Source organism: Psychrobacter sp. A3, from assembly GCF_028823565.1.
Taxonomy (GTDB): domain Bacteria; phylum Pseudomonadota; class Gammaproteobacteria; order Pseudomonadales; family Moraxellaceae; genus Psychrobacter; species Psychrobacter celer.
The window spans coordinates 1-12,779 of record NZ_JAPEHS010000028.1 but is presented as its reverse complement, the minus strand read 5'-3'; the positions used below and the strand labels follow the sequence as shown (position 1 = coordinate 12,779).

Below are 12,779 nucleotides of genomic sequence, written 5' to 3'. Positions count from 1 at the left end.
TGGCAGCGTGTCGCTACCAGCGTTTACTATAGCATAAATAGTTTTCAGGCTAGATAATCAATAATTCATCTAATCTGCTAACATCGAGACGGAATTTTGTGTAAGATATCTGGACTGTTTTCGTTTCACCCATCATAGATTATCGAGCAGATAATCTTATAAGACAATCATAGGACAGTTCTCATATGGCGTTATCATTAGAAAAAGACAAAATTCGTTTTTTATTGCTTGAAGGTCTGCACGACAATGCCCTAAAAGTATTAAAAGACGCGGGCTACCACAACATCGAAAATATCAGTCACGCCTTAGATCAAGATGAGCTGATCGAAAAAATCAAAGATGCGCATTTTATCGGTATTCGCTCGCGTACGCAGCTGACACGTGAAGTGTTGGAGCATGCGCACAAGCTCATCGGTATCGGCTGTTTTTGTATCGGTACCAACCAAGTCGATCTAGACGCGGCTCGCGACCTAGGTATCCCCGTCTTTAACGCGCCATACTCGAACACCCGCTCGGTGGCTGAGCTGGTATTGGCAGAAGCCATCATGCTATATCGCGGCATTCCAGAAAAAAACGCCACCGTTCATCGCGGCGGCTGGGGTAAATCTGCCACCAACTCGCATGAAGTACGCGGCAAAACCATCGGTATCGTCGGTTATGGCTCTATCGGCTCACAGTTGTCTGTACTGGCCGAAAGCTTTGGTATGAAAGTCATCTATCATGATGTCGTGACCAAATTGCCATTGGGCAACGCCGTACAAGTGGGTAGCCTAGAAGAGCTGCTATCGACCGCTGATATCGTCACCTTGCATGTGCCTGACGTCCCAAGCACCCGCTATATGATGAAAGCTGAGCAGTTTGCACACATGAAAGACGGCAGCTACTTTATCAACGCCGCTCGTGGTACTTGCGTAGAGATTGATGACTTGGCGGCCGCGCTTGAGTCTGGTAAGCTTTTGGGCGCTGCGATTGATGTGTTTCCAAAAGAGCCAAAATCAGCGGACGAAGAGTTTGAATCACCACTACGTAAGTTTGACAATGTGATCTTGACACCGCATATCGGTGGCTCAACCCAAGAAGCACAGGCCAATATCGGTCTTGAAGTGGCTGATAAGTTTGTCAGATACTCAGATCAAGGTGATACGGCGACCGCGGTGAACTTCCCAGAGGTTTCTATACCGTTTAAAGAAGGCTCACATCGTCTGCTACATATCCATAAAAACGTGCCAGGCGTACTGTCACAGATCAACCGTCTGTTCGCCGAGGCGCATATCAACATCTTGGCGCAGAGCCTGATGACAGAAGGCGATGTTGGCTATCTCGTGATGGATGTGGATTATAACGATTCAACCGCCGCGCTTGATCAACTAAAAGACGTTGAAGAAACCATTCGCGTGCGTATCTTGTTCTAAAACTAACCGTGATCGTTTAGGGCGTGTTGAACCTTCAACACGCCCTAATGTTACAACCGATACAAAAAAAGAGATGCGCTATGAATAGGGCATCTCTTTTTTATGGCTAATCGTTTAAACGTCTAACATTTAAAGCAGGGTATGGTGTTAACGGATTAAGCTTTGGCTTTATTGGCCGCTTCTGCTTGTTGGCGTGCTTCCATTTTAGCCGCTTTACGCTTTTCGATGATGTCCATCACATCGCTACCAATATGCGCTTCACCACGTTTTTTGGCCAGCTGCATTTGATGCTCGCGCTCACGGAATCGAGCCTTTTGTTCCTCAGTCGCTTTGTCGATACAATGCGGGCACGACTCACCTTTGATATAGGCGGCGCTTTGCATGTCCTCGGCTGTAATCGGCATACGACAAGCAAAGCACTGCTCGTAGTTGCCTTTTTCTAAGTTGTGATTGACTGACACGCGGTTATCAAAGACAAAGCAATCACCTTGCCACATAGAGTCACTGACTGGGACTTCTTCTAGGTATTTTAAGATACCGCCTTCTAAATGATAGACCTCCTCAAAGCCTTGCTCGCGCATATAGGCCGTGGACTTCTCACAGCGAATACCGCCGGTACAAAACATTGCCACTTTTTTGTGTTTGGTTGGGTCGAGCTCTTTTGCCACATATTCTGGAAACTCACGGAAGGTTTCGGTGTGTGGGTTGACGGCGTTTTGAAAGGTGCCAATCTGTACTTCGTAGTCGTTGCGGGTGTCGATTAGGAGCACGTCAGGATCAGAGATCAGCGCATTCCATTCACTCGGCTTGACGTAGCGGCCGACAGATTGCAGTGGATCGATATCTTCTACGCCCATGGTGACGATTTCTTTTTTGAGCTTGACCTTGGTACGATAAAAAGGCTGGACGTCTGTATAAGACTCTTTAAACTCAAAACGACCAATCGCTTCAATGCTACGCAAATAATCAAGGACCGTATCGATGCCTTGGCGGCTACCAGAAATCGTACCGTTGATGCCTTCATTGGCCAGCAATAAAGTGCCTTTGACGTCATTGTCCAGCATGGTGTTTAAGATCGGCTCACGGTACTGCGCAAAGTCAGCAAAGCGGGTAAATTTATAAAGTGCAGCGACGACGATATTATTGGTGACGCGATCGTAGGCCGGTGCGGCGTTGTTTTCAGCTGCCGTACTACTTTGAGTATGGCGGTCTTGAGTGGTACTCATGATGGTCTCCTGCGGGCTAGGTCGCAAACCTAGTGCGTTGGGTTTAAAGTATCTTTTCAGTTTAAAGCATTAACAAAATTGTGGGATTGATGAATGCGTGCGTAGTGTAGCAAATTTTGTGTGGGTTTTGAATAGTTTATGTCGCTCAGCTTGATAGGAGCTGAAATAATAAATGTTTTGATTATAAGATAAAAACAAAAAAGCCTAGAAAAATACTGAGATTTTTATAAAGGATTTGATGTTTTCAGCTTTGTTTATAAATATGTTTCCTATGATATTGTAAATACTTCTTATGCTCAGAAGAAATATTTGATAGTTTCATTTCTTTGTTGATAGATAAGGCCTGAAGGTCATTGGCACTGATTTTATTTGAGATTAGTATTTGACCTAAATCATCGAAACTTATAAAACCTGCATCAAAACACACATCCAAATTTGGTGATAGAAGTAAGCCGTTGTAAAGGCTAAGACGTTCTATGTCTCCGCATTCAGACCAAGGTTTGATATGAGATGCTCTTAATAGTTTTAGTTCCTTACATCCAGTGACAGCACAAGCAGACCAATATTCAATAAGGTTTTGTCTAAACAGTCCTTGACCTATACGTGATCTTACAACTGAGTCCTTCTCTGTACTACTAAGACTTAAATACTCACTAACATCAGCAAGCTTATCTTCTTTTTCCATTTGTGCAGAAAGCATCCAAGCAAACGAATGAGCATCTAATAAGCTAACCTCACTTTTGAGTTTTTCAATTAGCATTATTTTGATATCACTAATAATTTGCAAGTAAATAAAGTAGTTTTCCCAAGAACAACGTTGACTAGTTTTGAACTCTATTCCTAATAATGAGAATGCTCTATCAAAATAAGTAGGTGCGATAGGTAAGTATTTTGAATTATCTTTAATAAAGTAAAGATAAGCTAAAAGAGAATAGTTCCTTCCAAAAATTTTAATCAATTCATCAAATATTTGTTCGTCATTTGATGAGTGATAAAGGTTAAATAAAGCGCTCTCAACTTCCTCTGTCTTAATAGAGTTACCAATTGCTTCAAAAAGTGGTTGATGTGGTCGATTTTGTTCACCATAGCGATTTTGCCATGGAACTAAATTATTATCTGGAAACTCAATGGCCTCGATGGTTGCCAATATAATTTTCCCACTTCCAATATCATGGTTTTTCCATGTATGAAACGAAAGCTTATTGCGAGCAACTCTATAAATTTGATACTTATATCCTTCTTGTTGATCTGTATAAGGATGTGAAGCAAAAGATACAAAAGGGATATTTGACTTTTCTCCTACAAACCTTATAAAAGCATCGTACTGTTTTTCAAAGAGGTATGGGTTTATTGTTGGGGTAACTGTTTGCATAACATTCCTTCGATTTAGGAGGCTATAAGTTTATCAAGTGAATAGGATTGAGCTGCTTTCACTTTATATAAATCTTTTGCTTTCATACACAAAAAATCCAGCGCATCGGCTGGATTTTAATCGCTGAGAGAGTCGGTATAAAAGCTATTTGCTTTGGAACCAACGATCCGCTTGGTTACGTGCATTGGCGATGTCTGAGCTTGACAAGTTCAATGCCAGCTGACCGATTTTGCCACGGGCTTTGTTGCGTACTTTTTCATCAAGCATACCGTCACGGGCAGCCAAATCGTACCATTTATAAGCATCGACCAGATTCTTTTGTTTTTCATCGAGCAAAGCTAGCGTGTAGCTGGCGCGATTGTCACCACGCATGGCCGCTTTTTCTAACCAGTGGCGTGCTTGCTGAAGATTGGGCTTCACGCCTTCACCGCGTAGATACATGATGGCCAGATTTAGCTGGGCTGGCGCAACACCTTGCTGTGCGGCTTTGGTATACCACTGAATGGCTTGCTGAGTGTTTTGTGCCACGCCTTCGCCTTTTTGTAGGCGCTTGGCTAAGTAAAACTGCGCATGGTCACTCCCTTGCGCCGCACGGTTGGACAGCTCACTGACAGGCATCAGCTCAAAACGTGAGGTATCAAGCGGTACGTTTGATATTAACTCAGCATTGGCAAGACCTGCGCAAGAAAATAAGGCAGTAAACAACGCAGCTTTTAATAGTTTCATAGCAGCTCCAAAATTAGGCAGTTAATAAGCAAAAAAATTGTACCGCTAAAGTATCTTAGGCGGCGCTAATGATAAGGGAGCGTCGTATCAATGACGTGTTATCCAAACGTCCCAAACCATCCATTAAGTATAGTGAGCCCTTTACCTGAACGCCTTGCTTAGCAGTTGCTGTCAAGTCAAACAGACGAACGGTGCAAATACGGGTGTCAGTGACATTATTTTGCTAGCTTAACACCCACACTTACGAAACTCAAATACTAATTACAAGAAATCATGGCCGATTATACCTGAGTGTCTTCAATAAAATCATAGAGTTACTTGCGCGTAAGAATAAATCAATCATTTTATAAAAATCAGACAAGGATGATTAGGGCCGTTTGGTTTTCGAATATTATGCAGGCTTCCGTTTGGTGACGCGATAGATAGCGACATCTGCCAAGAGGTTGGGAGCTTGACGGATTAAAGATGTCATCAGCGGTGAATGGCCTTTTTCTGAGTCGCTAACAGCAAAGCGGTTGATGATATGAATGTCATGCTCAGCACACAGCTGCTCAAAGTCTTTAAAGGTACACAAATGAATGTTTGGGGTGTTGTACCACTCATAAGGCAGGGCTTCTGAGACGGGCATCAGGCCTTTTAGTCCAAGGTGAATACGGTTTTGCCAATGGGCAAAGTTGGGAAAGGTGATGACCGCTTCACGGGCCACGCGTAGCATATCGAGCAGCAAAACGTCGGGGGCTTTGACCGCTTGGAGCGCCCGTGCCATGACGACGGTGTCAAAGCTGTCGTCAGCAAAGCGCGCCAGCCCATCGTTGAGATCTTGCTCGACGATAGAGAGACCCTTGCTAATGGCTTCATTGATTTTGTCTTCATCAATCTCTAGGCCATAACCCGTTACGCCCAGTTTTTGCTGCAAATGTGCGAGCAGCTCACCATTACCACAGCCCAAGTCCAGTACATGCGATTGCGGCGCGATCCAGCGCTCAGCCAACTGATGGTCCATTCTCATGAGCGTTCTCCTGTGCCGGCCATGTTAGTGGTCATAAAAGGGGCGGTCAAAAAGCCTTTGATCGCGCCCATATAACGGGGGATATCAAATAAAAACGAATCATGACCATGTGGGGCGTCGACATTAATATAGCTGACCGGCTTGCCTGTGGCCATCAGGGCATCCACGATTTCTTGTGAGCGCTCAGGGGCAAAGCGCCAATCAGTGGTAAACGACACCACCAGATATTGGCACTTGGTATGGGCAAGGGCGGATTTTAAGGCGCTCAGCTCAAGCTGTCTGTCGATATCGTCGCTGTGCTCAGCAGTATGGTCGCTACCTGTATGCTCGTTATTGATGCTGGTAGCCAGACTATCATCGATGGCTGTGTCGTCGGCAGTATTCGCATAATTGGCATAGTCGCGCGTAGGATCAAAGTAATCTAAAGCTTTGGTCATGAGCAAATAGGTATTGGCATCGAAGTTTTTGCTAAAGCGCTCGCCTTGATAGCGCAGATAGCTCTCTACTTGGAACTCGACATCGTAGCCGTACATAAACTTGCCCGATTTTAGATCGCGGCCAAACTTGGCCTTCATCGCGTCATCGGTCAAGTAGGTGATATGGCCGACCATACGTGCCAATATCAGGCCGCGGCGTGGATAAGTGCCGGCTTGTATATAGCGGCCGTCTTTGAAGTCTGGGTCAGAGAGAATGGACTGACGAGCGACTTCGTTAAAGGCGATGTTTTGTGCCGATAGCTTGGGCGTGCTGGCAATAATGACGCAGCGTTTTAGCCTGTCTGGATAGTCGACCGACCATTGCAGCGCTTGCATACCGCCCATAGAGCCGCCGACGATGGCATGCCAGACATCGATGCCTAAGCGGTCTGAGAGCAGCGCTTGGGTTTTAACCCAGTCTTTGATGGTGATCAGCGGAAAGTCAGGGCCATAGACTTGTGGCTCGCTGCCATCAGCCTGATCGAGGGTATCAGGGTTGATGGTGGTGGGTCCTGTCGAGCCAAAGCAGCTGCCGATATTATTGACGCACACCACATAAAACTGATTGGTGTCGATGGCTTTGTTGGGTCCGATCATATTGTCCCACCAGCCCGCTTTTTTGTCATCATGGCTATAATAACCTGCTGCATGATGGCTGCCAGACAAGGCATGGCAAATCAAAATAGCATTTGATTTGTCTTGATTGAGGGTGCCGTAAGTCTCTACCATCAAATCAAAAGACGGCAAGGTGCGATTGCACTCAAGGGTAAGCGGCTCGGCAAAATGGATTTTTTCGGGCGTGACGATTCCGACTGAGCCTGCCTGATCGGCCAAGCTTTGTGGGTCGAGTGTATCTGTTGGGAGTTGGTCACTGGTACTATCAGAGCGTGCGTTCAAAGCTACCTCGCAAGACAACAATCATCTATAAATAAGCGTCAATTAAGCGTCAATAAAATCACCAGCCACACAAGCAAAATAGCATGCATGTTCTTATACGGTTTTGGTGATGATTGGCTCTATTGTATGGCGATGGGCGTAGGAGTACAACCTCCGTACGCAGTCTTTATTTGACCTGCGTAGCAAATTGTATAAAGACGGCCTTTACCATGCGTTTTTTGGCGATAAAATGCTACACTAATCAGATGCTCAATGAATAATGCCTTCACAATCCTTTTTATCATTTATGAATCACACACGACTTTTATGAAACCTAAACTGCCGCCACGTATAGCCGTCTTATTGGTCAACCTTGGGACACCTGATGAGCCAACAGCGCCTGCTGTCCGTCGTTATCTCAAACAGTTTTTATCAGACCCTCGGGTGATTGAAATCCCTAAGTTTTTGTGGGCCATCATTCTTAACTTGTTTGTCCTGCCTAGTCGGCCGAAGCGCGTCGCAAAAGCTTATGCCAGTATCTGGGAGGGCGACTCGCCGATCCGCAAGATATTAAACAGCCAAGTGGCATTATTAGAGCCGCGTCTGGCCGACAGCGCAGCGCCGTTTCGTGTGTCGGCACATGCGGCGATGAGCTATGGCAATCCTGGTCTGCCTGAGGTGATGGACAATCTACGCGATGAGGGCGTGGATCACTTTGTCATCTTGCCATTGTTTCCGCAGTACTCCGCCACATCAGGTGGCGCTGTCTATGATGCGCTGACCAAATGGACGCTGACGCAGCGCAATTTGCCCAACTATACCATTGTAAAGGACTACTTTGCCCATCCACTGTATATTCAGGCACTAGCAGACTCGATTCGTCGCTTTCAGGCAGAGCATGGCAAACCTGACAAGCTGATGTTTAGTTTTCACGGTATCCCGCAGCCGTATGCGGATAAAGGCGATCCGTATCCAAAGCGCTGTAAGTGTACTGCCGCCCAAGTGGCACATGCGCTAGGTCTAAGAGATGATGAATGGATCATCAGCTTTCAGTCGCGTTTTGGCAAACAAGAATGGGTCAAGCCATATACCGATGTGGTACTAGAGGAGTGGGGTCAGTCTGGCGTGCGCTCGGTGCAGGTTGTCAGTCCTGCATTTTCTGCCGATTGTCTGGAGACGCTAGAAGAGCTGGCGATTGAAAACCGTGATAATTTCCTCAATGCTGGCGGGCAAGAGTATCATTATATACCTGCACTTAACCTTGATGAGGCGCATATTGATTTGCTCGAAGCGCTTAGCAAACCATTGGTCAAAGGCTGGGCGGGCACGCTTGATGGTTGGGCGTAGTTAAGTTTTTTGATCTTAATGAAAGCCTTTTGATCTTCATGAATGATAAAAACACCGGACATGATGCTCGGTGTTTTTTTACCAGTGTTTGACGTCATTGATGCTGTGCTGAGCAAATAGGGTTAGAAGTTATCGTCGTTACTGCGCCCAGCAGCATCGGTATCAGCAATATCGACGATGTCTGGATAATCCTTGTCATCCAGATTGTCCTCTACCAATACCTCATCGACACGGGCTTCATCGATATTTTGGTGATGCATCGGTGTGAGGCCTTGTGTGGCCTCGCTGCCTGCTTGTGAGTTGTCAAACCCTGCGCTATTGTCAATGACGTCATCGTCATCAATCGTATGCAGCATTGGATTGTCTAAATCGACTCGCTGGTTGTCATCGCCATCGATACGGTCTTGCGCCTCTGGGAGCGGGGTTTTTGTATTATCCATCTGTCATTCCTTTTATCTTATGATTGGTTTTTATCTGTATGATGAGGATTAGTGTGCCGTGTTAGCTCGAGCTCGACTAGTAGTAGGGTGTCACAAGATGTTCAAAAAATGTAAGACAACTCGCAGTGAGCATTATTTATAGTCAGTTCAAATTAAAAGTGTTATAAATCTAAACGCGCTACTGGTATAAATTTTACTTGCGTGCTGTTATCACAGAGGCTGTGAAAAATTCATCTCAGCAGCGCTATGTCATTTTTAGAGTGAATTGACTATATGACTCTTGTTTATCGCCTAAAATATGTCAATGTATGGTCGGCCTGATAACCGCTATGAGCTTAAGCGCTTGTGACGATCAACCAGCCGTCAGTCAAACGGACACTATAAAAAAGCCGTTGGTCATGGAGGCCAAGCTACCAAGTACCGCGGCTGTGATAGAGTGCGCGCAGCTGACGCCCAAGCAAACTGTGACGATAAAAGGCCATCAGATCCTGAGCAAAAGCTGCGACTTAACAGGTCAATCGATACGTTTTGAGCTCAGTGACTCTCATAGCTCACTTGACTGTCAAGGGGCGCATCTTAGCCCCAGCGCCGATGATTCATCAATGTCAGCAATTATTTCAAACGCACTGAGTCGAGTCGTGACAATATTATTCGCGGTAATGATTTTCAAAATGAGCCAGTGGGCGTGTGGGTAGCGTCAAGGCAATCGCGCAACCTAAAAGGGTTTGAATGCGGCGCGTATTTGGTCAAGCAAACGCTGTTTGCCAGCTATCACTTAGACAGTGCTAAAGACAATCAAATCATTGATAATCAGTTTACCCAAGTCGAGCAGGGCGTTATTGTGGAAGATGATGGCACACTGATTAGGGATAACACGTTCGCCGCCGACGTTCGTTTGCCCATTCAGGTTGGTTCAAAAATTCGCGAAGACACTGCCGCAGGGCCAATCAAACATACACTGATCAACAACAATACGTTCGCTGATAAAACCATAAAGCAAGCAATTGACATTCGAGCCGCCAGCAAAACGGCCACCCAGATTGAGTAGCCGTCAGGACAATACGATAAGCATTTGGTAAATGGGCTGTGCTTTATTTGGCACCCACTTTGGTATTTACCCAGCGGATCACAGGATCAGGCGTGACTTGTGAGAGGGTCTGAAAGACTTTGGCTGGCATGCCGACCGAGTAATGAGTGCTTTTGAGTTTACGATTGGGGCGGGTGGTCAGTTTGCACAGAATCTTTGCCACATCACTGACAGTCAAATTGATACCCAAGCGCTCAATACTGGTGACACTAAGACCCTCTGTCATGTCTGATTTTACCCACAGCGGCATGACATCAATGACCTTGATACCAAGGCGGTCATACTCGATATTTAGCCCTTCGGTAAGTCCACGGACAAAAAACTTGCTGGCAGAGTATGCTGCAACCTCGGGTTGGCCGTAAATGGCCGAGGCCGAGGAGACATTGACGATTTTACCATTGGTGCTATCCGCCAAATAAGGCGCAAGCTTATGACAGCCGATAAGCACGCCTTTACAATTGACATCGACTAAGGCCAGCTGCTCTTGCAAATCAGTCGTCGGCAAAGTGCCACTGACCAACACGCCTGCGTTATTGATTAGCGCGTCGATACTGCCAAAATGATCAATCATTTGTGTGATGGCGTCGTCCCATAGCTCAGGCTGGGTGACATCTAATTTGCCGATAATGACACGGTTTTTTTTCAGCGCTTTTTTAAAGGCTTTGTCGCCGATGGCATCCTCAAGCGTGGCTGTATTGGTCGCAAACAGGCCGACGTTGTGGCCTTTTTCTGCCAGTTTTTTTGCGGTGGCCAGACCGATACCACGTGAGGCGCCAGTGATTAAGATATTCATAATAAGTGACTCGGTGATTTGGGTGTGCCCCCATTTTTATTACCCTTGTCAAAATGAGGGCACGCCCTAGCTGTAATGGATAAGTCGAGAGCAAGTGGATATCAGAGATATGTGTGCTCGGGCGTTGATCCAGTATAGCAAACCTGGCGGCAAGTATTGATAGGCCGCGCGGCACAGCGGCTTTGGCCGAGGTTAGAGCAGATATCTATGCTGAATGTGACACCGCGTGAGAGTGCGATAGGTCTGCGCGCGCTGAGGGACAGTCATAGTCGCTTAACGTAAAGCGCCATAGGTATATCAAGGCAATGGCATAGATGGCGGTTTCTGATAGCTCCTCGATCACCACGCCAAGGGTTTTAGGTATGCCAATCATGTTTTCGCCCATGTATTCTAGTAGTGCCAGTACCGCTACCGTCAAATATAACGATACGGGCACACGTTTTAATACTGCCAAAAGATAGTGCCATGAGTAAGCCAGCAGCCCAACAATCATCAGGTAGACGACGGTTAGTACACAATCTTCCCACCAGTCATAGGGCTGGCTCAGCAACAAAAAATCAGCTGGAATAAAAAGATCGGGTAAGTAGTTTAGCTCGCGGCGTATGACCGCAAAAAACACCAGTACTGCCGCCAACCAAAACGCTTCAGTTTTTTTGCTATGACTGCGCCGAAAATACTGTAGACAGCGTATCCAGCAAGCGAACAATATAATAATGCCAGGGGCTTCGATAAGACCATCTGTAATCAAAATAAGGACTCCAGATTTTGCAATAAAAAAAGTGAGCGCTAAGGCTCACTTCCAATCACAAGTAATATAAAAACAAAGATATAAAATAGAGATACAGCGTTATTATACGCTTGATTATCCATAAATGGCATTATGAAACATAACTAATTGGTCATAACTAATTGTTAATATTTACAAAATAGTCAACACTGTTTCACAGATGGCAGTATGTTATTTGTCTTGTGCCGGCAGCCAAGCGAGACAGCAATGAGCTATCGCGGACTAAAACAGTGCCTCCATGCGTAATAGTGCTGATGGGTAGTGGTCTTTGTTTTCTGTTTTGTCATTATAATAGTTTAGCTCTGTCTGCACGTAGAGCCACTCCCGCCAAATCGGCTGACGGTAGGTGATGGCTGGGCCATAGCTATTGAGCAGTGATTTGTTTTTATCAAAATAACCACTGGTCGAAATACCATAGGCCAGCTGCTTTTCTTCACCGAGCTGATGGACTTGTCTTAGATCATGGCTCCAGTCGGTGTCCTCCCTGCTATCCTGATTGCGGTAGCGCACGGTAGTACGGTTGTTAAGAAAGCGTGTTGGATCAGCGCCATACCGCAAGGTGAGTCCGCCTTTGGCGTAGTGTTCGCTATCGAGGCCATAACGATAAAAACTATCGGTGGTTACTTTTAGCTTCTCATTTTGGTACCAGTCTCGATCGACACTGACTTTGACATACAGATCATCAAGTGAGCGTACGCCGACATCGACATCTGTTTTGACGCCCAATTGCTCTTCGATCTCATCGTTGAAGCGTGACCAGCGCAGTGCAATAGAGGCGTTATCTTCACGAGTCTTTTTACTATTAATTAATCTATCAGAGCTTTCGGTACCATCTTGATAAGCCGCTCTTGTCGCGCTTTGTCGCAGAAAATCATCATCATCCAAGTCTTCATCACCGATAATCAAACTTAGGCGGCGCTCTAAGACCGGTAAGCGTAAACGTCCACGAACCCGAGGCTCGACGCTCACATCACTGCCTGATAGTGGGTCATTGGCCCAGCGCGTGTCTAGCACCAGTCGTAGGCTTGCGGTAGCAGGCGCTTTTGGGTCAGGCTCACCAAACCACCCGTCCATTTCGTGCGCCCATTCGTCTAGCTGCGCTTTTGCGTCTTGTCGCCGCTCATCGGCCCAGCCCCATTGTGCTGAGGAGTCAGTGGGCTGTGGCGCGGCAAGTGGTGTGCGCGCTTGATAGCCTAGCTGTTGATAGGCTGTGTCTGTTGTATTGACA

Annotated in this window: 12 protein-coding genes; 3 read left to right on the top strand and 9 right to left on the bottom strand. The window is 46.1% G+C overall.

What is annotated here, in order from left to right:
- Positions 1-185 precede the first annotated feature (185 nt).
- Positions 186-1,412, top strand: a complete 1,227-nt coding sequence (serA, locus tag NK638_RS05960) for a phosphoglycerate dehydrogenase (RefSeq protein WP_105244840.1) — start codon at positions 186-188, stop codon at positions 1,410-1,412.
- A 155-nt stretch (positions 1,413-1,567) separates the two neighbouring features.
- Here the strand turns inward: serA and trhO are convergent, their stop codons facing one another.
- From trhO to metX, 5 genes are all read right to left on the bottom strand, one after another.
- On the bottom strand, positions 1,568-2,638 hold the full coding sequence (gene trhO, locus NK638_RS05955; RefSeq protein ID WP_274632298.1) for an oxygen-dependent tRNA uridine(34) hydroxylase TrhO: 1,071 nt from the start codon (positions 2,636-2,638) through the stop codon (positions 1,568-1,570).
- A 244-nt stretch (positions 2,639-2,882) separates the two neighbouring features.
- Positions 2,883-4,010: an HNH endonuclease gene (locus NK638_RS05950; RefSeq protein ID WP_274632297.1), complete on the bottom strand. Its 1,128-nt coding sequence runs from the start codon at positions 4,008-4,010 to the stop codon at positions 2,883-2,885.
- Between the two features lie 144 nt (positions 4,011-4,154).
- Entirely contained in the window at positions 4,155-4,736 is a 582-nt protein-coding gene (locus NK638_RS05945; RefSeq protein WP_274632296.1) for a tetratricopeptide repeat protein, read from the bottom strand.
- Positions 4,737-5,127: 391 nt separating this feature from the next.
- Positions 5,128-5,745, bottom strand: a complete 618-nt coding sequence (metW, locus tag NK638_RS05940; RefSeq protein WP_100748936.1) for a methionine biosynthesis protein MetW — start codon at positions 5,743-5,745, stop codon at positions 5,128-5,130.
- Positions 5,742-7,055, bottom strand: a complete 1,314-nt coding sequence (gene metX, locus NK638_RS05935; protein ID WP_274632312.1) for a homoserine O-acetyltransferase MetX — start codon at positions 7,053-7,055, stop codon at positions 5,742-5,744. The genes metW and metX overlap by 4 nt, the downstream gene beginning before the upstream one ends.
- A gap of 369 nt (positions 7,056-7,424) precedes the next feature.
- Here metX and hemH point away from each other — a divergent pair, with 369 nt between their 5' ends.
- Positions 7,425-8,444 (top strand): ferrochelatase, encoded by a 1,020-nt coding sequence (gene hemH / locus NK638_RS05930; RefSeq protein ID WP_274632295.1) that lies wholly within the window; start codon positions 7,425-7,427, stop codon positions 8,442-8,444.
- 122 nt (positions 8,445-8,566) lie between these two features.
- Here the strand turns inward: hemH and NK638_RS05925 are convergent, their stop codons facing one another.
- Positions 8,567-8,884 carry a hypothetical protein gene (locus NK638_RS05925; RefSeq protein ID WP_105244844.1) on the bottom strand — a complete coding sequence of 106 codons (318 nt, stop codon included), beginning with the start codon at positions 8,882-8,884 and terminating at the stop codon, positions 8,567-8,569.
- Positions 8,885-9,482: 598 nt separating this feature from the next.
- On the opposite strand from NK638_RS05925, the gene NK638_RS05920 reads away from it, so the two are divergent.
- On the top strand, positions 9,483-9,932 hold the full coding sequence (locus NK638_RS05920) for a NosD domain-containing protein (protein WP_274632311.1): 450 nt from the start codon (positions 9,483-9,485) through the stop codon (positions 9,930-9,932).
- Positions 9,933-9,975: 43 nt separating this feature from the next.
- On the opposite strand, the gene NK638_RS05915 is transcribed toward NK638_RS05920, so the two are convergent.
- From NK638_RS05915 to NK638_RS05905, 3 genes are all read right to left on the bottom strand, one after another.
- Entirely contained in the window at positions 9,976-10,764 is a 789-nt protein-coding gene (locus tag NK638_RS05915) for an SDR family NAD(P)-dependent oxidoreductase (protein ID WP_274632294.1), read from the bottom strand.
- Between the two features lie 205 nt (positions 10,765-10,969).
- Positions 10,970-11,512 carry a hypothetical protein gene (locus NK638_RS05910; RefSeq protein WP_274632293.1) on the bottom strand — a complete coding sequence of 181 codons (543 nt, stop codon included), beginning with the start codon at positions 11,510-11,512 and terminating at the stop codon, positions 10,970-10,972.
- 261 nt (positions 11,513-11,773) lie between these two features.
- The coding region (locus tag NK638_RS05905; protein ID WP_274632292.1) for a hypothetical protein at positions 11,774-12,779 on the bottom strand (1,006 nt) is incomplete at its 5' end.